Here is a 20,768-nt window from a genome sequence, read left to right on the forward strand (position 1 = left end):
AGCCGCACCTTACTCAGCTGTCGTCGTGGACTCGGATGACGAGCTCGTCCTCGTCGGCGCGCGCGGCCAGCGGCGCCTCACCCGCCCGGTAGGCGTCCGGCTCCGGCGGGAGCGGGCGGCGCGGACGCAACCCGGCGATCACCATCACCGCACCGATGGCGATCAGCGTCAGCGGCCACCAGAAGAGCGTCTCGTCGCCGCTCTCGGCGACCACGAAGATGAACAGGACGAGGTTCAGCACGCCGAGATACGCGGGCCCGGGCGAGCGATCGAGGGCGCCGAACGCGACGAGCCCGAAGCCCGCGCCGAGCAGGACGACCTCCCAGATCCCCGGCAGCGAGGACTGGTTGACGGCGAAGATGTCCAGCGACATGGCGCCGATCCCCGCGATCGCCAGCCCGCCGGCGTCGATCAGCACCTCGGCGTGGCGGCGGGCGGGCTCGCGCAACGCGAGCGCCGAGAGCACCAGGAACGCCGAGTAGAACGCGAGCAACCAGCGATAGGGCGCCGGTGAGGAGGCGTCGAAGACGAACGACCAGGCCGAGAGCAGCGCGACGCCGCCGAGGATCGCGGCCATCAAGAGCGAGATCGCGCTGTTGCGCTCGAACGCCGGCCACAAGGCGAGCCCCGCGGTGACCGCGGACGTCCACATCAGCGTGCCCGCCGAGACGTCGCCGAGGTCGGCACCGAGCACGCTCGCCGTCAGCAGCAGCGCCGCGAACAGCATCGCGATCCCCGTGACGAGCAGGATCGACTGGTACGCGGGCGGCTCCCCGGCCTCGTTGGGCGCCTGGGCGCCGAGCCAGAAGATCAACCCGCCCACGAGCAGCAGGATCGCCATGTGCACGCCGTCGGGGACCTTGTCGGCCAGCCGCACCTCTTCCAATGCGATTCCGACGGCCAGGACCACCGCTCCGGCGGCGATCAGCGGCCCGCGATGCGGCGGCGGGCGCAGGAGCTCTCGGAGTCCGCCCGCCAGGCTCATCCCGGGGAGCGTACCCTCACTCGCCGTGCCTGACCTCGTCATCACCGAGGATCGCGAGGCGGTTCGCCACGTCGTCCTCAACCGTCCCGAGAAGCGCAATGCCTTCAACGAGGACCTCGTGCTCGCCGTCGGCGCCGCCCTGCGCGCCGCCGCCGACGACCCCGCCGTGCGCTGCGTCGTGCTCCGCGGCGCCGGTCCGGTGTTCTCCGCCGGAATGGACGTCGGCGCGCTCGCCGGCGCCGCGTCCGAGCCGCACCGCCTGCGCACGTTCCGCCGCGCGTGCCTGGAGGCGTGGAACCTCGCCGAGGAGATGACCAAGCCGGTCGTCGCCCAGATCCACGGCGTCTGCCTCGGCGGCGCGCTCGAGCTGGCGCTGGCGTGCGATCTGCGCGTCATGGCCGACGATGCGTGGGTGGGATTGCCGGAGACGCGCCTGGGCCTCGTGCCCGACGTGGGGGGCTCCTCGCGCCTGCCCCAGGTCGTGGGCGTCGGGCGGGCGAAGGAGCTGATCATGACCGGGCGGGTGATCGACGCGGCGACCGCCGAGCGCTTCGGCCTCGCCAACCGCGTCGCGGCCGACGTCGCCGCCGCGACCGACGAGCTGGTGGGCGAGCTGCTGGCCTGCGCGCCGATCGCCGTCGGGCTGGCGAAGCGCCTGATCGACGCCTCCGCCCGCCCCGCGCTGTCCACGACGCTCGAGCTCGAAGTCGCCGCGCAGGAGCTGTGCGCCCGCTCAGAGGACGTCCGCGAGGGCGTCCAGGCCGCCGCCGAACGCCGCCCGCCGGTGTTCAAGGGCCGTTAGAGCGCGACAGCGGCCCGAAAGTCAACCCCGCCCACGGCGACACGTGGGATGGTGAGCGAGCGTCGACTTTCGTGAGCAGAGTGCGAGAAACTCGACGCTCGCGTCGCGAGCGCGAACCCCGGCTAGGTACCCGGCCTGCCCTTGCGCGCGGCGAACAGCTTCGCCTTGGCCAGGTAGGCGCCGCCCGCGCGGACGACCACCGGCTTCTTGGAGCCCTTGACGGCCAGCGTGACGCGGCCCTTGCCGACCTCGGTGATCGTGCCGTCGCAGCGGTCGGTGGTGATGAACGTCGCGTTGCGGGCCGTGGCCGTGCTGGCCCCGCCGAGTGCGCGATAGAAGCCCTTCGCGACCATCGACAGCGACCGCACGATGCCCTTCGACGGGCCCTTCTGGCACGTCGCCTCGGCGCCCGGGGGCGAGAGCAGCCCGATGTCGGTCGAGATCGACGTCGCCTTGGCCGCGCCCTTCTTGAGCTTGGCCTGACGCACGGCGAACATGCCCGCCCGCATCCGCGCCGTCTGCTGCTTGGCGCGCTTGTCGGACGCGGAGAACCCGTTGGCCGCGGACTGCATCTCGAGCTCGCCCTTGCGGGCGTCGACGGTGGAGCCGACCGGGATCGCGGCGACGCCCTTCAACGGGATGAACCCACCGCTCTGAAGCAGGTGGCGCCCGGGGAGCTTGACGAACACCTCGCCCGAGATCGCGCGGACGATCGCCGTCTTCCCCGGCGCGGGCGGGACGTCGCCCGGCGGGAGCAGATCGCACGCGTCGCCCACGCCGTCCTTGTCGCCGTCGGCCTGGGTCGCGTTGGCGACGGCCGGGCAGTTGTCGCTCGCGTCCGGGACCCCGTCGCCGTCGGTGTCCACGACCGGCGGGGGCGAAGCGTCCGGGACCGTGAAGGTCGTCGTCGCCGGATCCTTGTCGATGCGGCCGTAGACGTCGATCGCGAACGCGCGCAGCGCGTGCGACCCCACGGCAAACCCGACCGGCGAGAACGGTGACCCGCAGTCGACCAAGGTTGATGCGTCGATCACGCACGAGAACGTGCCGCCCAGCGGCGAGTTGATCCCGAGCGGGAACGGAGGCCCTTCGCCGATCGTCGTGTCCGGCTGGTCGAAGGGCGAAAACGAGATGTCGTCGACGTCCGTGGCGGTGGGAGCCGAGCCCACGAAGGCCGACACGGTCACGATGGTGATGCGCGCCGCCCCAGTGGAGTCCTGGAGCACCACCGGGGTCCAGGTCGTCGGAGCGGGACGCGCCGTCCGTTCGTCGATCGTGCCTTCGCTGCACTGATCCGCGGCACACGCCTGGATGAGCATCGAGTCCGCGCCCTGCGGTGACCGGACGAAGAACTCGACCAGCCTGGACGGGGCCGAGAGATGGATCCGCAGGGGGCCGCTCGGGCACTGCGCGCGCCAGAACGGCCCGCCGTCACGCCCGCCCGAAGCGACCACGTCGCCCGCGCAGGTGCCGTCGAACATCCCCGTGGGCGGGCCCCCGTCGAACGTGGCGACCGTCGGCGCGGGCGTCTGCGCGCGCGCCGGGGCGGCGACCACGAAAGTCGCCGCCATCAGCGTCGCGAGCAGCAGCCATCTCATGACCGGCGGCCCTGCTTCGCCGAGAACAGCTTCGCCTTGACGAGGTACGACCGGCCCGCGCCGACCGTGATCGTCTTGCCGGACTCGCGGTCGAGCACCGAGACCTTGCCCTTGCCGACGTCGGTCCGCGTGCCGTCGCAGCGGTCCTTCGTCGCCCACGTCGTGGCGGCGGTCGCGGTGCTGATGCCCGCCGCGCCGACGATGCGGAAGAAGCCCTTGGCGGGCGTCGTCGCCGTCAGGCCGCGCACGGTGTTGCGCCCGCGGCCCTTGATCGGGCCGTCGGAGCTGGTGCTCACGCAGGAGGACTCCGCGCCCGGCGCGCTCTGCAGGACCATGTCGGTCGAGATCTTCGTCTTCGAGCCCGGCGCGGCCTTGCGCTGGCGGATCTCGAAGATGCCCGCCGACACGATCGCCGACTTCGTCTGGCTGACCGAGCCGATCTTGCGGCCGTCGACGGCCGTCGCCATCGACATGCGGCCCTTGCGGGTGTCGACGACCGTTCCGACCGGCAACGCGGCCTGGCCCTTGAGCGGCACGAAGCCCGACAGCGGCGCCTGCTTGAACGACCGCGAGGTGGTCGCCGGCAGCTTGATGAACACCTCGCCGCTGAGCACCGTCGCCACGATGCGCTCACCGGCGATCGGCAGGACGTTGCCCGGCGGCGCGGTCTCGCACGCGTCCCCCACGCCGTCGCCGTCCGCGTCGGCCTGCGACGCGTTCGCGGCGGCCGGGCAGTTGTCACGCGTGTCGGGCACGCCGTCGCCGTCGCCGTCCGCGGCGGGCGGCGCGGGAGCCGCGACCGGGCTCAGATCGACCGTCCACGCCCACACGGCCGGGGTCGGATCCGGCGTCCCGAACCGGTCCCGCATCCCGACGGTCAGCGTGTGCGATCCCTCCGCCAGCCCGGAGACGTTGTAGGGCGCCCGGCAGGGAACCGCCACGGCACCGTCGAGCGAGCAGTCGAAGCGCGTGTCGGCCTGGTTGCCGGCGAAGACGAAGCTCGCGCCGGTGTCGCGGACGACCGCCGCCGGTCCGCTCAGGATCTCCGTATCCGGCTGCGCGACGGGGCTGAAGGTGAGGTCATCGACCGACATGTTCGAGCCGTTCGTCGTGAACACTCGCACGGAGCCGATGTCGGCGCGGCCGAGCGCCGACTGCACCACGGCGGCACGGCCAAACGGATTGGAGCCGGTGATCGGCGGAAGGATGCTGAGCAGCGTGCTGCTGCCCGGTGCTCCGGACCACGCTTCGACGGTCACGTCGCCGGAGCCGGCCGAGACCCACATCGACACGTTCGCCTGCGGGGCGGCGAACGTGATCGTCAGCGGGCTGCCGCCGGACACGATGAGCGAGCGTTCGCTGTCATGGCCAGGACTGGTCACCTGGGCACACTCCAGCGGAGCGGCGGCCACGCGGGCCGACCCCACGCCGCCGCCGCAGAACCCTTCGCCCGTACCCAGGCCAGGCGCGGACAGCGTCACCCCTGCGGCGGCGAACGCCGCGTCGTCGAGGTCGCCGATCGGCTGCGCCTCGAAGTCGAGCACCGACGGCGGCGGCGCCAGCGCGGCCGAAGCCGCCGGGGCCGCCACAGCGAGGCCGAGCAGCGCCGTCAGCAGCGCCGTTCGGAACATCACTTACAGGTCTCGATCTTGCTCGTCTTGACGTTCAGGCACTTCGTGACGCGGGCGCCGATCCCGCCGTTCTTGATCGGCCAGGCGAAGTAGCTGCCAGTCGCGCCGAACTTGTAGGTCGACGTGCCGGTCTTGGCGAGCGTGACGCGGATCTCCACATTCGCCCCCGCGCGGGCCGTCTTGCCCACCAGCTTGGTCAGCGAGACACGGCCGAAGCGCTTGACCTTGACCGTCTGCGAGCCGCAGCCGCTGCCGCACTTGGCGACGACCTTGGCGCCCTTGGGCACGCGGTCGACCGCCAGTCGCCGGATCGTGACCCCGGTGCCGTTGGAGTCGAAGCCGATGCTCGGGACGACCTTCAGGTCCGGCGGGCAGCCGCCGAAGCGGTCGATGCCCGGCACGGTCTTGCACTTGTCGAGCGCGTCGTAGGAGCCGTCGCTGTCGGTGTCGGGGAAGAGGTCGGCCTTCAGTGAGACCGGGCCGCCCGCGCCGGCGACGCCGCCCACCTGGATCGTGTAGTTCTTGCCCGCGTCCAGGTACGGCAGCAGGTCGTCCGCCGTCGCGTTCGCGTTGCACTCCACCGTCCGCGTGATCTTCGACGTCTGCGGGTTCCACTCGTAGATCGCCACGGCGACCGGGAACGCCGCCGCCGCGCGCAGCTGCATCCCGAGGCCGACCGGCGGCGCGAGGTCGTACCAGACGGTCTTGCCGAAGCTGACGCCGTTGCACGTCAGCGGCTCCGGGTCACCGCCGCCGAGCGGCTGCCCGTCGCGGTTCGGATTGAAGAGATCGGGCTGCGTCGTCGCCTCGGTGAGGTCCGCGCTCGCGGTGAACGTCGTCGAGTTGAGCACCACCGCCGTCGAGGCCAGGTAGTTGTCGTTGTCCGGCGGGGCGGCGGCGGCCAGCGCAGGGGTGCCGGCGAGCACGGCCGCCGTCAGAGCGGCGGCGAAGAGGTGGCGAACGGGACGCATATGGTGCTTAACCCAACACAGCGCGAGAGGGTGCGCAAGTCCTGCAATTCACCATGAGTGGCCGACGAGGACCGGTTCGGGCACCAGCGACACCCCGAAGACGGCCTTCACGCCGGCCGCGATCTCCCGCGCCAGCGCCATCAGGTCGGCCGTTGACGCCTCTCCGCGGTTGACCAGGGCAAGGGTGTGCTTGGACGAGATGCCAATTCGTCCGCTCCCGTACCCACGATGGAAGCCGGCCTGTTCGATCAGCCAGGCCGCGGAGGTCTTGATCCGCCCATCCGGCTCGGGAAACGCGGGCGCGTTCGGGAGCCTGGCCCACTCCTCGTGGGTGAGGATCGGGTTGGTGAAGAACGAGCCCGCGCTGACGGAGTCGGGATCGTCAGGGTCGATCACCATTCCCTTGCCGCGCCGCAAGTTCAAGACCGCGGCGCGGACGTCGGCCAGCGGCGCCCGCCCGCCCACCGGCACCCCGAGCACCCGCGCGAGCTCCGCGTAGCGCAACGGACCGGACTCCGCCGACTCGCGCAGCCGGAACGCGACCGCCAGCACCGTCCAGCGATCGCGGTATTTGAAGACGCTGCGCCGGTAGTCGAACCCGCACTCCGCCGCGTCCATCACCTTCACGGCGTCCGTCTCGCGGTCATACACGCGCACCCAGGCGACGGTCTCGGAGACGTCCTGCCCATAGGCGCCGACGTTCTGGATCGGCGTCGCGCCGGTCGAGCCGGGGATGCCGGAGAGGCACTCCAGGCCCTGGCGCCGCTCGGCCACGCAGCGCGCGACGACCTCGTCCCACGGCTCCCCCGCCTGCACGACGAGCAGCTCGCCGTCAACCGACGCACCGCGCGTGCGCACCAGCACGACCGTGCCGGGCACACCAGCATCGGAAATCACGACATTCGATCCACCGGCGAGTACGAGATCGGGGCGGGAGCGCACCGCGGCGACCAATTCGTCCTCCGTATGGGCCTCGATCAAGCGACCCGCCGGCCCGCCCAGGCGGAGGGTCGTGAGAGGCGCGAGCCGCATGCGCCGCCTCACCTTAGTAGCCTGCCCGCCGCTGTGGCACACGTCGTCCTGCTCGCGGGGGGCACCGGAGGCGCGAAGCTCGCTCGCGGTCTGCGGGATGAACTCGGCCCCGACCTCACCGTCATCGCCAACACCGGCGACGATCTCGAGATCTATGGGGCACACGTCAGCCCCGACCCGGATCTCGTCACCTTCTGGCTCGCCGACGCGATCGACGAGCGCGGCTGGGGTCTGGCCGGCGACACGTTCGCCGCGATGGACCAGCTGCGCGCGCTCGGCGAGGACGTCTGGTTCAACCTCGGCGACCGCGACCTCGCGATCGGCCTGCACCGCGCCGGGCGATTGGCTGCGGGAGCGCGGCTGACGCAGGCGATCGACGACCTGCGGCGCGCGTTCGGCGTGCCGTCGCGGGTGCTCGTCGCGACCGACGACCCGCTGCGGACGTGGATCACCGCCGGCGGCCGGGAGCGCGCCTTCCAGGAGTTCATGATCCGCGACCGCGCCGAGGGGCCGATCGAGGACGTCGAATACCGCGGCGAGGTCACCCCCGCTCCCGAGGCGGTGCAGGCGCTCAAAGACGCGGACACGATCATCATCGGCCCGTCGAACCCCGTGCTCTCGATCGACCCGATCCTCAGCGTGCTCCAGCACGAGCTCCACGCCGCCAAGGCGCCCGTCGTCGCCGTCTCCCCGCTCGTCCGCGGCGCCGTGCTCAAGGGCCCGACGGCCGACTGCCTGCGGTGGGCGGGGCGGACGCTCGACTCCGACGGGATCGTCGACCACTACGAGGGCCTGATCGACGCGCTGGTCGCCGATCAGCGCGCCGAGCACGTCCCCACGCTTGAGACCGACGTCGGGCTCAACGATCCCGAGTCCCGCCGCCGCGTGGCGCGCGAGGTGCTCGAGTTCGCCGCCGCGCTAGCGTAAAACGCGGATGCGGACGATCGCGGTCCTTCCCGTCAAGAGCTTCGGGCGCGCCAAGCAGCGGCTGACCGGCGGCTTCCCGGACCGTCCCGGGCTCGCGGCGGCGATGGTCGCCGACGTGCTCGACGCGCTCGCGCAGGTGCCCGAGCTCGACCAGGTGATCGTGGTCACCGCACAGGCCGTCAGCGCCGATCGCCGCGTGACGATCGTCCACGATCCCGTCGAGGCGGGGCAATCGGCGGCCGCCGCGCGCGGGATCGAGGCCGCGCTCGAACGCGGCGCCGAGCGGGTGCTGCTGGTTCCCGGTGACTGCCCGACGCTGGACCCGCGCGAGGTCAGCGCGCTGCTCGCGATCCGCGCCGGCGTCGTGATCGTCCCCGACCGCCACGGCACCGGCACCAACTCGCTGCTGCTGACGCCGCCGACCGTGATCGCGCCCGCGTTCGGCGAGGGCTCCTTCGCGCGCCATCGCGGCCTGGCCGAGGCGGCCGGCGCCTCGTTCCACGTCGCCCAGGCGGGCTCGCTCGAGCTCGACGTCGACACGCGCGACGACCTCGCGGCGCTGCGTCGCGCCCTCGGCGCGCGCCCCGGCGGCGCCGTCCGCACCCGCGCGCTGCTCGAGGAAGCCGCGGTTGCTTGAGCTCTCGGCGGTCCCGGGACTGCCTGAGATCCGGCCGGGCGACGATCTCGCGGCGCTGCTGTCTCAGGCCGCCGAGTTCTCCCCCACCGACGTCGTCGCGATCGCCCACAAGGTCATCTCCAAGGCCGAGGGCCGGATCGTCCGCCTCGCCGACGTGGTTCCCGGGCCGCGGGCGCTGGAGCTGGCGGCGGAGCACGCGAAGGATCCCCGCCTCCTCGAGGTGATCCTGTCGGAGTCGGCCGAGGTGGTCCGCGCCGACGCCGGCCGCCTGATCTGCCGCACCCGGCACGGGTTCGTCTGCGCCAACGCGGGTGTCGACGCCTCCAACGCGACGGAGCCGGACACGCTGGTGCTGCTCCCGCTCGACCCCGATGCGAGCGCGCGAGGCCTGCGCGCGGCGCTCCCCGGGCGGCCCGCGGTGATCGTCACGGACAGCTTCGGCCGCGCGTGGCGGCAGGGCCAGTGCGAGATCGCGATCGGGATCGCCGGGCTGACGCCGCTGCAGGACTGGCGTGGACTGCCCGACATCGCCGGGCGGGAGATGCACGCGACGGTGATCGCGATCGCCGACGAGGCCGCCGCCGCGGCCGACCTCGTCCGCGCCAAGGACTCGCGCGAGCCCGCGGTCCGGATCCGAGGGCTCGGGCGACACGTCACCGCCGAGGACGGCCCCGGGGTCGCCGCGCTCGTGCGACGCGCCGAGGACGATCTCTTCCGCTGACGAAACTGTCAGAGCACTGACCGAACGCATCGCGTACGCAAGCCCGTCACAGGCCCTGGACCGGCCTGGATGCGTATGTCACGACCTGCAAGGCGCCGGAATGTCGCGTGACGGGGGCAGGTTCGGTAGTTGAAGCGACAAATCGTCACTGGTACGGCTTAGTCGACGTACGGGCCCGGCTTCGCCGGCCCAAGCAGGCGATGTGGAGGACTCGTATTGATGCGTGGCACTGATGGGGCCGGTTCGACCCGGCGAGTGCGGCTGCAGGCGACGGCGCTCGGCGCGATCGTCGCGGTGGACGGGATCGTCGCCTCGTTCCTCGGTGCGCCCGCGTGGCTCGCGGTTCTCTACGTCGTGCTCGGTTGCGCGCTCGCCTGGGCGAGGATCGCTTTCGCACGACCGCGACGAGGCGCCGCGCCCGAGCCGCCGCCGGCGGAGTCGCCCGCGGTCGCGACGACGGCGGATGCCGGGGCGGCGGCGGCACGCCGCGCGATCGGCTACACGTGTGTCCCGAACACGTCCAACGGTGACCTGCGCGGGCACACGGAGGACGTGACCGCGTTCTGCGAGGAGCGCGGGCTCGCGCTGCAGACGGTCGTCCACGACGTCGAGTCCCCCGGACCGGAGAGCCGTCCCACCCTGGCGTGGGCGCTCGAGCAGATCGCCAAGCAGCAGGCCGAGGTGCTCGTCGTCCCGCGCCTGCGTGACCTCTCGTCCAACGTCGCCAACCTCGCCCCGCTCCTGCGCTGGTTCGAAAGCGATCAGCGGACGCTGATGGCGCTCGACCTCCAACTCGACACCTCCACCGAGGCCGGCCGGCTGGCGGCGGTCGCGATCGTCGGCGTCGGCGGGTGGGAGCACGAGCGGATCTCCGAGCGCACGCGCCGCGGGCTCGAAGCCGCACGCTCCCGCGGCGGCGCCCAGGGGCGCACGGCCGTCGCCGACATCCCCGAGCTGCAGGAGCGCATCGCGCGCTTGCGCGACGAGGGCATGACCCTGCAGGCGATCGCCGACGTCCTCAACGAGGAAGGCGTCCCGACCCTGCGGGGCGGCGCCATGTGGCGACCGTCGAGCGTGCAGCGCGCGACCGGCTACCGCAGACCCTCCGCCGCCACCCGCGGCATCGAGCTGCCCAAACTCAAGCCGCCCGAGATCTAGACGCTGACCGTTTACGCAATGGGACGGGAGTGGATTGACCGAGCTCCTTGCGCCCGGGGTCGCGTCCGTCGAACAATCGGCAGATGGCGCCCGAGAAAGAGCACCGGTGCAGCGAGAGCAAGGTTCGTCGTGCTGTACACGACTAACGCTTCTCTCGTTGTCCGAGGATTAGGACGCCGCGGGTGAGCGATCACGACGATCGCCTCTGGGCCCGCCGCACCGACGCTGCAAGGGTGCAGCGCGCTTGGACGGAGGGCGGACCGGCGCCGAGTGAGCGGCACCGTGACACGGGCGCCGGGCCTGTCCGGCGGCACGACACGACAGCGGGCGGGGAGCCCGGTCGGGAGCTGGCGCGGTGGGATGCGACGCCGGTCGATATCCGGCCCGCCGCGCCCGCCCGCCGCGAGCCCTTGATCGCGCCGGGCAGGTCGCGGCCGCTCGGCGGCGTCGCGGTTGCCCCGGCCCACACGCGACCCACGGACGGCCACACCGCGCCCGTCCACCCGCGACCTCCGGGCGGAAATGCCTTCCGCCGGCCGCGGGTCGCAGTCGAGCACGAAGATGTCCCCGGGCCGGACGTCGCAGCCGAGCCCAAGGCGCGGACGTCGTCCACGCTCTTCGCCGCTATCGGGGTCGTGATCGTGCTCAGCGTCGTCGCGGTCTTGCTGATCCCTCGCTCGCCGGGCACCCCCGCGATGACCGTGTTCCGGGTCCCGGCTCAGCCGACCGGGCTGGTGTCCGCGGGCGGGGAGCTCTGGGTCGCCGCGCCCGCCGCGGGCGCGGTGTGGGTGCTCGACGAGGCGTCGGGAAGGCCCGCCGGGCCCGCGCTGAAGCTCGACGGCACGCCCGCGCGGGTCGTGCTCGAGCCGTCGTTCGCGTGGATCGCCGACACCGAGCACAGCGCCGTCGTGCGCGCGTCGCGGGAGGACCCGACCACGCGGCGCACGTACGAGGCGGGGCCCGACCTGTCCGACTTGACCGTCCTCGGCGGCACCGTCTGGACCGCGAGCTCCGCGGACGGCACCGTGCGCGCGCTGGAACCGAGCGGCCGCCGGCACGTGCTGCGGGTCGGGGCGCGGCCGATCGCCCTCGCGGGCGACGGGCGACGCCTGGTCGCGCTCGACGCCGCCGGGACGCTCGTCCGCATCGACCCGGACACCAAGCGTCCGCAGGGTGCGGCGATCGATCTCGGAGGCGAGCCGGTCGACGTGGCCCTGACCGGCGACGTCGCGTGGGTCGCGGACGCGCGCGCCGGCACCGTGCGCGCCGTCGATCTGGACAGCGGCAGCGGGGACGCGCCGGTCGACGTCGGGCGCGGCCCGATCGCCATCGCGGCCGACGAGCAGGGCGTCTACGTCCTCACCCGCGGCGACCGCACGCTCGTGCACCTCGGCCTCGACGGCCGGGTGCGCGACCGGCTCACCCTCCCATCCTCACCCACGGCGCTCGCCCTCGATCCGCGGCACGTCTGGATCGCCGCGGGCACCAACGACGTGATCCGCGTCGATCGCTAGAGGGACGAACGTCAACTGCTCCGAGTGGGGAGGGGGCGGTTTCGTGGTGCCAACCGTTCCGGGCTGTCGTGAGTCGGCGTGGTGGCCGGCCTTCCCACCCCACTCCGCCCCGAGACTGACCGTCAAGGTACGGGCCACGGAGACAGAGAGCGCGTTCTCACGCGCGCCGATCACTCCGCGGCGGGGGGTGCGGCACGAGAGCTGCCTCTCAGGAAGTTCTCGTTCCGCACCCCCATCAACGCGCCAGCTCGAACAGTGCGAACCTGATCGAAACCCGCGGTCAGGCCCTCAAACGCCCACGGCCGACCACAGCGACCAGGACACGGCGTGTGCGGGACACACTCTCAATGCCACGCCCGTAACTGTCGGTATCCCGGCACGGCCAACCGAGGCAACAGAGCCGAGCCGCGAGGCGGACTCACGGCAGGCAGCAACGGAGGGCGAGCCACTCCGCCTCCCCCACCCGGCGCAGTTGACGTTCGTCCCTCGTCCGGATCAGCGCACTAACGCTCGCTGAGGCGGGTCACGGTCCCGCCGCGCGCATCGACCACCCAGGCGCTCCCCTCACCCACCGCGAGCGAGGTCGGGAAGCCGCCGATCCGCGACAGGTGCTCGAACGTCCCGGTCTGCGGCGCGATCGCCCACACGTCGCCGCGCACGGTGTCGAGCACGAGCACGCCGTCCTGCGTGACGGCCAGCGCGCCCGGCGAGCCGCCGACCTTGATCGGCGCGCCCTGGCGGCGGCCGTTGCTCGCGGAGAGCCGCGTGACGGTGCCGTCGCCGCGGTTGGCCACCCACACCGAGCCGTGGCCGACCGCGATGTCCTGCGGGTCGCGCCCGACGGGGATTCGCCGGCCGATCACGACGTCCTCGCGCGGATCGATGCGCGAGACGGTCCCGTCGCCCGAGTTGACGACCCAGACGGAGCCGGCGCCGACCGTCAGCGCCGTGGGGAAGCTGCCCGTGCGCACGGGCTGGCCGAGCACGCGGTTGGAGACCGGGTCGATGCGCGTGACGGTTCCCGCCAGCCCGTTCGTGACCCACGTCCCCTCCGTGCTCACGGCGATGTCGACCGCCTCGGCGCCGACCTTGATCTGGCGACCGCTGCCCGGGATGAGCGGGTCGAACCGGGTGACGGTGTCGTCACCCGCGTTGGCGGTCCACACCGAGCCGTGGCCGACCGCCAGCCGCAGTGGCGAGGAGCCGGTCGCGTGGACCGCGGGAGCCTGCGTGACATCGCGCGAGTCGAGCGCCACGACGCGGTTGTCGCGGCCGCTGACCACCCACACGGTCGACCCGTCGACGGCGACGTCGGTCGGCTGATGCCCGGCGGGCAGCTTCTCGCCGTCCACCGCCACGTGCGACTCGCGCGTGAGCAGCACCGCGACCGCGGGCGCGAGCAGGAACACCGCCAACACGACACCCGCCGCCGCGATCGCCCACCGTGGCAGGCCCTGCGAGGCGCGAGGACGATCCGCGAGCGCTGACATCAGCCGTCCATCCCTTCCGTCCCGGGGAGCCGCGTCGGGGCGACGGGCACGTTGAATCTCGCATCGCTGAGCCGATACGCGGGATGCATCTCCCGCGCGTAGGCGTCCTGGTCGCCGACGCAGCGATATTGCTGCGCCCAGCCGACGTAGACGCTGCGGGTGCCCGGCTGCAGCTGTGCCAGCCGGAGGCGGATGTCGGCCCAGGGCACGGTCACCGCCGGCCCGTCGAGCCGCGGCGCGTTCATCGCCTGCGCCATGCCCACGAGCCGCCCGGCCTCGTCGACGACGGGGCCGCCCGAGATCTCCGGCACCAGCGGGGAATCGAGCGGGATGCCGGTGGTCGGCAGCGGGATCCCGCCGGAGGAGATCGGCGCCTTGGCGGTTGCGCGCACCGGGATGCTCGCGAGCGCCGCGGCCTCGGCGTCCGGGTTCGTGTGGCGGCGCCCCAGCGAGCGCAGCAGCTGGCCGTTCGCGGCGCCGGGCGGCGCGGTGGGTAGTGGGGCGAGCCCCGGGATGCGCGGGTAGACCTCGAGCACCGCCAGGTCGTCGCAGGGCGCGCGCGCCACGATCCGGCCGTGCAACACGCCGAGCCCGGTCGCGAGCTTGAGCGAACGGGCACCCCAGACGGTGTGCGCGGCGGTGAGCACGAGCCCGCGCTGTCCGTCGATCACGAATCCGGAACCGAGCACGCGATCGCCGCCGATCCGTGACTCGACCCCGACCACCGCGAAGTCCATGCGCTCCTGCGCGTTCACGCGGGGCGCAGCGGAGCTGGGCGAGCCGCCGCCGCATCCGCTCGTCGCAACCGCCGCGCAACCCACTGCCACGGCGACACGGGCCATCATCGGAGACCGGTCCATCGAGCCGATCCTATGGCGGTCTTGGTGGCGCGAACAAGCTCCCCGAAGGGTTCGGGATGCCCGTTTGCTGACCGTTGCTTGCGTATACGTCGGCCCGATCGCGTGCCCGCCCCGGCGTGGTGTTCGATTTCTTACCGCCAGGCTCTTTGCGGCTGGGCGCCGGCGATAGATCTGGGCCGTCCCGTGGCACTTCTCGACCGCACCGACGACCCCGAGCAGGCCCCGCCAAAAGGAGCAGCGCCGATCCGGCGGCTCGCCCTCGTGGCGTTGATGTGCCTCGTGCTCGGCGGCATCGGCGGCGTGTTCGCCGCGACCGCCACGCGGCCGGAGCCCGCGGCGGCGCGGTTCATCCCCCCGCGCCAGCAGGCCTACGACTTCTCGCTGCGCAACCAGGACGGCAGGCGCACGAGCCTCGCGGACGGGCGCGGGAAGGTGATCGCGATGACGTTCATCTACGCGACCTGTCGCGACCTCTGCCCGGCCGAGGGCAGCGACATCGCCCAGGCGATGCGCATGGTCGGCGGGCGCGGGGTCGAGGCGTACGTGATCAGCGTCGACCCGATCGGCGACACCCCACAACGGGTGCGGGACTGGCTCAACCGGCGCGCGTTTCCCGCCGGCGCCGGGCAGTACCTGATCGGCACCCGCGACGAGCTGCGGCCGGTGTGGATCCACTACGGCATCGCGCCGCTGCAGGCCTCGCGCAAGGAGGCCGAGGCGGCCGCCGCGGGCGCCGACGCGTTCTTCACCGCCAATCCGCAGTACAACCAGCCGCAGACGCAGCCGTTCCACTACGAGGTGCCGCCCCAGCCGACGACGACCCCGTCCGGCGCCGACGACGCCTACCCCGACCCGGCGGACCTCGCCTACCGCGGCCGGGCCCGGCATGTGGCGGGCTGGGACTTCGAGCACTCCGCGTACGTGCTGCTGATCGACAAGCACGGGACGCAGCGGCTCGGAATTCCGTTCGAGGCGCTGGAACCGCGGTCGCTCGCGCGCGACCTGCGCGCGCTGCTCGCGGAGCCCTAGGAACGTTCGAACCGCGACCCGCCGGCGTTCCTCCGGCGAGCCGCGGTCGAGTGGCTCCGCTCGATGATGGCCGGGTTTCGCCAGGGGATAGCGACCCAGCGGGGGTGATGTGAGCGGAGCGTCGCGGCTATAGGGATTGGGGCCGCGAAGGTGGAGTCGATCGGGGCGGCGGCGATGACGGGCGGTGCGGGTGCAGACGGGTCGACGGCGGCGGGCGACAGTGGCGCGACGGTGGTCACATCCGCCGTGCCGGCCCGCCGGCCGTCCTCCACACGCGAGCAGCTCGCAGGGCTCCCCAGCCCACTGTGCCCGCCCGCTCCGTCTTCGTCCGGGTCCGTGGCCGAACCCACACCACCCGTCATCGCCGGCGCACCCAGCAGCTCAGCCGCGGGCGCCGGACTCCGGAGGGCGGCGAACGCCGTCGGGTCGAGCGCGGGGAACAGGCTGCGTGGCCGCATCGGTCATCGCTGCCATTCCCCTTCGCGGCGCGTGAAAAGGCCTTGCGCGCCGCGTATACGCAAGTTTCGGTCAGGAAACCGGCGCTTGGAACAGTGCCTTTTCAGGCGGCGCGGACGCGAGCGGCGGCGCGGGTGTCGAAGCGCTCGCGCGCCTCTTCGACCCGCTTGCCGTGCGTGAGCGACCACGAGCCGAGCGCCTTCAGCGGCGGGGCCATCGTGGCGCCCAGCGGCGACAGCGCGTACTCGACGCGCGGCGGCACCTCGGCGTGGACGCGGCGCACCAGCAGGCCGTCGCGCTCCATCGCGCGCAGCGTCTGCGTCAGCACCTTCTCCGATATCGGCGCGAGGTCCTCGAGCAGCTCGTGGTAACGACGGGTGCCGTCTCCGAGCGCCAGCAGGACGTCGACGGACCACTTCGAGCTCAGGAGCCCGATCGAATCGCGAATCAGCCGTGCCGAGCGCGTCCGTTCAGTGATACGGCGCGCATGGGCGTGATCGGCGGCCACGGGCGGTGCGGTCATGCCTCTGCTCCCCTTAGCTTTAGTCCGAGCGCCCGCAGGGCGCGCGAGACGCGCAAGCGCGCGGCGTTCTGGCTGCATCCCAGTGCGCCGGCGACTTCTTCGTAGTCGAGCTGCTGGACGACCCGCAGCTCAAGGGCCTTGCGCTGCTCGGTCGGCAGCGCGCGCACCGCGTGCTGGAGCAGCGGCGCGAGCGAGGTCGCGAACATGCGCTCGTCGACCGCCTCGTAGTCCTCACACTCTGCCCATGCAGTGGGCATGCCGAGGCGCTCGCGCGCGGCGCTCTCGATGCGGTTGTGCTTGTGGTACTGGCGCAGCAGGTTGCGAGCGATCCCGAACAGCCAGGGCGCCCCCGAACCGTCGGCCATGTCCTTGAACCGCCGCGACGCGTGCCAGGCCTGCGCGAACGTCTCCGCCGTGAGGTCCAGCGCAGCCGTCTCCGAGCCCGTCTGTCGCATGAACCACGACCGCACCCACGCGGCATAGCGGTCGTAGAACTCGCGAAAAGCGAGGGGATCGTGTCTCGCCTCGGCGAGCAGATCTGCATCGGTTCTGATCACGGGGTGCGTAGCGGCTCCAAGCGGTTCGCTACCAGATCATGACCCCAGCGCGGAGAGTGTGTCTTAAGTCCGTGTGTAGTCGGCGTTGGGTTCGATCGGACGGGCGAACACGCGTTCCAGCACGGGCTCGCCCTTTCCGTCCTCCGGCGGGATCGCTTTCTCGAGGACGAAGGTGGCGCGCTTGCCCTCCAGCTCGAGCATCGCGATCTGGTTGTTGAACCACGGCTTCTCATGTGCGAGGCGCCAGCGGACCGGCGGATCGGCCACGCCCGCGCGCTTGGCCAGCGCACGCGCCGTGCGGCCGGCACCGCGGGTCCAGGCGCCGAGGATGATCCGCCGCTCTTTGGTGTCCAGCGGGTTGCGGAACGGCGAGCAGACCGCCTGCCAGACGCTCGACTGCACCCCGGACCCGGAGAGGAAGCCCACCTCGGCCAGGTAGGCGTGGTGGACGTCGCCGCTGAGCAGGCAGATCGTCGACGGTGCCGCCCCGCGGCGCCCGGCACCGACCTCGACCAGCAGGTCGCACATCCGCCGGAACGAGGCCTGGAAGGCGGGCCAGTGCTCGAGATCGAGCTCCTGGCGAAGCTTCTCGGCGACGATCTTCACGCCCTTGCCCCATGCCCCATCGGCGACGACCTCGTTCCAGGCCTCCAGCCAGTGCAGCGCCGGGCCCATGAACATCGGCAGCGACGTCCCCAGCAGCAGGTGATCGACGCCGCCCGTCGCGTGCTCCTCGATCCAGCGCCACTCGTCGGGGTCGACCATGCTGCGCTTGCCCGGGTCGAGCACGCGGCCGGCGCGCGAGTCGATCATCACGACGCGCGCGGGGCCGATGTCGCGGCAGAAGCTCCAGCGCGTGCCCTCGACCTCCTCATCGGCCTGCTTGGCGAAGGCGCGCAGCCGCGGCGTCGGGTCCTCGGCGGTGCGCAGGTGCTCGTAGAGCTCGAACTCCGCGCGCTCGACCGGCGAGAGGTTCCCGAGGTGCTGGTAGATCAGGTAGCTCTCGAACGCCGAGACGATGCGCTTGCGCCACCACGCCTTCTGGCGCATCTCCGTCACCCACTCGATCGACGTGTTCCAGTCGTCGTGGACGTCGTGGTCGTCGAAGATCATCGCGCTGGGGATCGTCGAGAGCAGCCAGCGGATCACCGGCTCGCCCCACGCGGCGACGTAGAGCTGCACATAGTCGTCGTAGGAGACGACCATGTCGCCGCCGTCGAGGTGCCCCTCGAGCCCCGGATGGACCTCATCGGCGTAGACCTGGTCGCCGAGCAGCAGCAGCGCGTGCGGCCACTCCTCCGCCGGTGTCTTGGCCATCCGCAGCGCGAGCCCGCGCAGCGCGTCGACCTCGCGCCCGTCCGGGTGCTCGTCCTTGCGCAACGTGTGCGGCGGCTCGTGCGGCGCGGCGACGCGGCAGGAGCCGAAGACGATCCGGACGGGGTCGTGCGGCGTGTGGGTGCGCAGGACCGAGGGCGGGAAGCGGCTCTCGGGCTCCGGCCAGACGACCTCGCCGTCGAGTGCGACCTCGTACGGCGTGGCGGTGTCCGGCGGCAGCTCGGTGACGTGGATCAGCGCGTAGTGATGCCCCTCGACCGTGAAGGTGCGCTCAGTGGCCGCGCGACGGCCCTCCGGGCGCACCTCGACCGTGCCGGGCTCGCTCGTCTGCACCCACACCGTGGCCTCGTCGGTCCCGGCGTGCCGCAGGAGCGGGCCCAGCACGAGCTTCACGCGGCGGCGGCCAGGTCGTAGTGCCTGCGGATCGAGTACAGGGTCGTGCGCTCGGCCGCCGGGCGGCCGGCGCGGTGGGCGGCGGCGACGAGGTCGTCGGGATCGAGCTTGACGCCGTGGTCGGCGCCGGCCATGCGGCTGATCGACTCCTCCATCAGCGTGCCGCCGAGGTCATTGACGCCCCAGCGCAGGGCTTCGGTCGCGGCATCGAGGCCCATCTTGACCCAGCTCGCCTGCAGCGACGGGATCGTGCGGCCGAGCGCCAGGCGGAAGACCGCCGTGTGCTTGAGGTTCTCCTCGCGGGAGATCTCGGCGATGCCGTGCGTGCGGCCCAGCAGCGTCTGGAACGGGATGAAGCTCAGCGGCACGAACTCCGTGAAGCCGCCGGTCTTGTCCTGCAGCTCGCGGACGACCCGCATGTGCTCGGCCAGCTCCGCGGGGGTCTCGATGTGGCCGAACATCACGGTCACGGTCGAGCGCAGACCGACCTCGTGGGCGGCGGTGATGATCTCCACCCAGCGGGCGGCGGGCAGCTTGTTCGGGCTGATGCGCTGGCGGACGCCGTCGTGCAGGACCTCGGCGGCCGTGCCGGGCACGCTGCCCAGGCCGGCCTCGCGCAGCTGCTCGAAGATCGCGTGCGGGGTCTGACCGCTCACGTCCACCATGTGCGCGACCTCCATCGGGGAGTACGCGTGCAGGTGGATCTCCGGCGCGGTCTCCTTGGCCAGCCGCAGCCAGCCGAGGTAGTCCTCCAGGCCCCAGTCCGGGTGGATGCCCGACTGCATGCAGATCTCGGTCGCGCCGAAGGCCTGCGCGTCGTGGATCCGGCGGACGAAGTCGGCCTGGTTGTGCTCGTAGGCGTCCGGCGAGCGCTTGCCCACCCCGAAGCCGCAGAACGCGCAGCCCACCGTGCAGATGTTCGAGACGTTGATGTTGCGGTTGACGACGAACGTCACGAGGTCGCCCGCGAGCTCTTCCCGGAGCTCGTCCGCGGCCTGGCGCATGTCCTCGATCACCTCGGGACGGCTCTCGGCGAACATCGCCTCAAGCTCCTCCGCCGTGAGCGGCTCGCCGTCGCGGGCGCGCTGGATCGAGTCGCTCGTCGTGCCGGCGTAGGTCTTGCGCGGCATGAACGAGCGGTACTTGGACTCGATCACGTCCAGGACGCGCGGCGCGATCCACTCGTCGGTCATGTACTGCGGGTAGACGCAGAGCCGCTCCGAGACCGCCGCGATCCCGGTCAGGCGCTCGCGCACCTGCTTCGGGCTCGGGAACGGGTGTTCGGGCGAGATGTGATCGCCGTTGGACGACAGGCCGCCGAGGTCGGTCGCGCCCGCCTGGACCAGCTCAGGCCACCAGTCCGCCAGGTTCGGCGGGATCTGGATGCCAATCTCGGGCATCAGGCGCCGGGTCTCCTTGACCAGGCGCTTCATGTCCTCGATGTTGACCGGGCACGCCCAGCTCGGGAGATCGCGGTGGGGCGAGTCGCTCAGGCCCGTGGCCCAGAAGCGCTCGGCCGCCTCGGTGGCGATCTCCGCCGGCTCCTCGCCGTAGTACTTCCGGTGCGGGACGTAGTTCTGGAGGATGATCTCCTGGATGTGCTCGTAGCCGGCGAGCGCCTCCAGCGAGGCCATCCGGTCCTCCTCGGACTCGCCGATGCCCACGAGGATCCCGGACGTGAAGGGGATTTTCAGCTCGCCCGCGGTCCGGATCGTCTCCAGCCGCACGGCGGGGTGCTTGGTGGGCGAGCCCTGGTGGGCGATCAGGTCCGCGTTGGTGGACTCGAGCATCAGGCCCTGGCTGGCCGTCACGGCCCGCAGGCGGGCGAGGTCGGTCGCGTCCAGCGTCCCGAGGTTCGTGTGCGGCAGCACGCCGCGTTCGAGCGCCTGTTCACACGCCCAGACGACGTAGGCGACGAAATCTTCGAAACCGAGCGCGTCCAGCTGAGGCTGGATGTTCGGTTTCTCGCCGGTCAGCACGAGCAGCTCCTTGACCCCGCGCCGCGCGGCGTGGTCGATCAGGCGCTCGACCTCCTCCGGCTGGTGCAGGTGAGGCTTGTGCGTCGCGAACGAGCAGTACTTGCAGTGGGCGCTGCACGTCCGCGAGAGCGAGAGCGTGACATTGCGCGAAAAAGTGACCCGGCGCATCC

General features: G+C 72.2%; 18 protein-coding genes. 7 read left to right on the top strand and 11 right to left on the bottom strand.

Translation table 11 applies throughout. The annotated features are described in order from the left end of the window. Positions 1-13 precede the first annotated feature (13 nt). Positions 14-985, bottom strand: coding sequence for a hypothetical protein (locus OM076_RS15710; protein ID WP_270040947.1), 972 nt, complete (start codon positions 983-985; stop codon positions 14-16). A gap of 25 nt (positions 986-1,010) precedes the next feature. On the opposite strand from OM076_RS15710, the gene OM076_RS15715 reads away from it, so the two are divergent. Then, positions 1,011-1,787: an enoyl-CoA hydratase/isomerase family protein gene (locus tag OM076_RS15715; RefSeq protein ID WP_270040948.1), complete on the top strand. Its 777-nt coding sequence runs from the start codon at positions 1,011-1,013 to the stop codon at positions 1,785-1,787. A 122-nt stretch (positions 1,788-1,909) separates the two neighbouring features. Here the strand turns inward: OM076_RS15715 and OM076_RS46875 are convergent, their stop codons facing one another. Genes OM076_RS46875 through OM076_RS15735 form a run of 4 tightly spaced genes read right to left on the bottom strand, consistent with a single transcriptional unit; the run spans position 1,910 to position 7,061 of the window. Next, positions 1,910-3,385 (bottom strand): thrombospondin type 3 repeat-containing protein, encoded by a 1,476-nt coding sequence (locus tag OM076_RS46875; protein WP_270040949.1) that lies wholly within the window; start codon positions 3,383-3,385, stop codon positions 1,910-1,912. After that, positions 3,382-5,016 (bottom strand): thrombospondin type 3 repeat-containing protein, encoded by a 1,635-nt coding sequence (locus tag OM076_RS46880; protein WP_270040950.1) that lies wholly within the window; start codon positions 5,014-5,016, stop codon positions 3,382-3,384. The genes OM076_RS46875 and OM076_RS46880 overlap by 4 nt, the downstream gene beginning before the upstream one ends. Next, positions 5,016-5,987, bottom strand: a complete 972-nt coding sequence (locus OM076_RS15730; RefSeq protein WP_270040951.1) for a hypothetical protein — start codon at positions 5,985-5,987, stop codon at positions 5,016-5,018. Before OM076_RS15730 ends, OM076_RS46880 begins: the two co-directional genes overlap by 1 nt. Before the next feature lie 48 nt (positions 5,988-6,035). Further along, the gene (locus OM076_RS15735; protein ID WP_308214342.1) at positions 6,036-7,061 is read right to left on the bottom strand and encodes a UDP-N-acetylmuramate dehydrogenase; all 1,026 of its coding nucleotides are present in this window, start codon (positions 7,059-7,061) and stop codon (positions 6,036-6,038) included. Between OM076_RS15735 and OM076_RS15740 the strand changes: the two genes are divergently transcribed. From OM076_RS15740 to OM076_RS15760, 5 genes are all read left to right on the top strand, one after another. Continuing rightward, entirely contained in the window at positions 7,053-7,946 is an 894-nt protein-coding gene (locus OM076_RS15740; RefSeq protein WP_270040953.1) for a 2-phospho-L-lactate transferase CofD family protein, read from the top strand. The two genes, OM076_RS15735 and OM076_RS15740, sit on opposite strands and share 9 nt — an antisense overlap. Positions 7,947-7,953: 7 nt before the next feature. Then, entirely contained in the window at positions 7,954-8,583 is a 630-nt protein-coding gene (gene cofC / locus OM076_RS15745; RefSeq protein WP_270040954.1) for a 2-phospho-L-lactate guanylyltransferase, read from the top strand. Then, a complete protein-coding gene (cofE, locus tag OM076_RS15750) occupies positions 8,576-9,304 on the top strand; it encodes a coenzyme F420-0:L-glutamate ligase (protein ID WP_270040955.1) in 729 nt (242 codons plus the stop codon). Before cofC ends, cofE begins: the two co-directional genes overlap by 8 nt. 219 nt (positions 9,305-9,523) lie before the next feature. After that, positions 9,524-10,462 carry a recombinase family protein gene (locus OM076_RS15755; protein ID WP_270040956.1) on the top strand — a complete coding sequence of 313 codons (939 nt, stop codon included), beginning with the start codon at positions 9,524-9,526 and terminating at the stop codon, positions 10,460-10,462. Between the two features lie 182 nt (positions 10,463-10,644). Continuing rightward, complete coding sequence (locus tag OM076_RS15760) at positions 10,645-11,976, top strand: NHL repeat-containing protein (protein ID WP_270040957.1); 1,332 nt, start codon at positions 10,645-10,647, stop codon at positions 11,974-11,976. 503 nt (positions 11,977-12,479) lie between these two features. Here OM076_RS15760 and OM076_RS15765 read toward each other — a convergent pair. Further along, positions 12,480-13,466, bottom strand: a complete 987-nt coding sequence (locus OM076_RS15765; protein WP_270040958.1) for a Vgb family protein — start codon at positions 13,464-13,466, stop codon at positions 12,480-12,482. Beyond that, positions 13,466-14,221, bottom strand: coding sequence for a S1 family peptidase (locus tag OM076_RS15770; protein ID WP_270040959.1), 756 nt, complete (start codon positions 14,219-14,221; stop codon positions 13,466-13,468). The genes OM076_RS15765 and OM076_RS15770 overlap by 1 nt, the downstream gene beginning before the upstream one ends. Before the next feature lie 288 nt (positions 14,222-14,509). Between OM076_RS15770 and OM076_RS15775 the strand changes: the two genes are divergently transcribed. Continuing rightward, positions 14,510-15,355 carry an SCO family protein gene (locus OM076_RS15775; protein ID WP_270040960.1) on the top strand — a complete coding sequence of 282 codons (846 nt, stop codon included), beginning with the start codon at positions 14,510-14,512 and terminating at the stop codon, positions 15,353-15,355. Between the two features lie 559 nt (positions 15,356-15,914). Here the strand turns inward: OM076_RS15775 and OM076_RS15780 are convergent. The 4 genes from OM076_RS15780 to cofH form a co-directional block, all read right to left on the bottom strand. Beyond that, entirely contained in the window at positions 15,915-16,334 is a 420-nt protein-coding gene (locus OM076_RS15780) for a winged helix-turn-helix transcriptional regulator (protein WP_270040961.1), read from the bottom strand. Then, the gene (locus tag OM076_RS15785; protein ID WP_270040962.1) at positions 16,331-16,891 is read right to left on the bottom strand and encodes an RNA polymerase sigma factor; all 561 of its coding nucleotides are present in this window, start codon (positions 16,889-16,891) and stop codon (positions 16,331-16,333) included. Before OM076_RS15785 ends, OM076_RS15780 begins: the two co-directional genes overlap by 4 nt. 63 nt (positions 16,892-16,954) lie before the next feature. Further along, positions 16,955-18,619: an alkaline phosphatase D family protein gene (locus OM076_RS15790; protein ID WP_270040963.1), complete on the bottom strand. Its 1,665-nt coding sequence runs from the start codon at positions 18,617-18,619 to the stop codon at positions 16,955-16,957. Next, complete coding sequence (cofH, locus tag OM076_RS15795; RefSeq protein WP_270040964.1) at positions 18,616-20,766, bottom strand: 5-amino-6-(D-ribitylamino)uracil--L-tyrosine 4-hydroxyphenyl transferase CofH; 2,151 nt, start codon at positions 20,764-20,766, stop codon at positions 18,616-18,618. Before cofH ends, OM076_RS15790 begins: the two co-directional genes overlap by 4 nt. Between the last annotated feature and the right edge of the window lie 2 nt (positions 20,767-20,768).

This window comes from Solirubrobacter ginsenosidimutans (assembly GCF_027587205.1).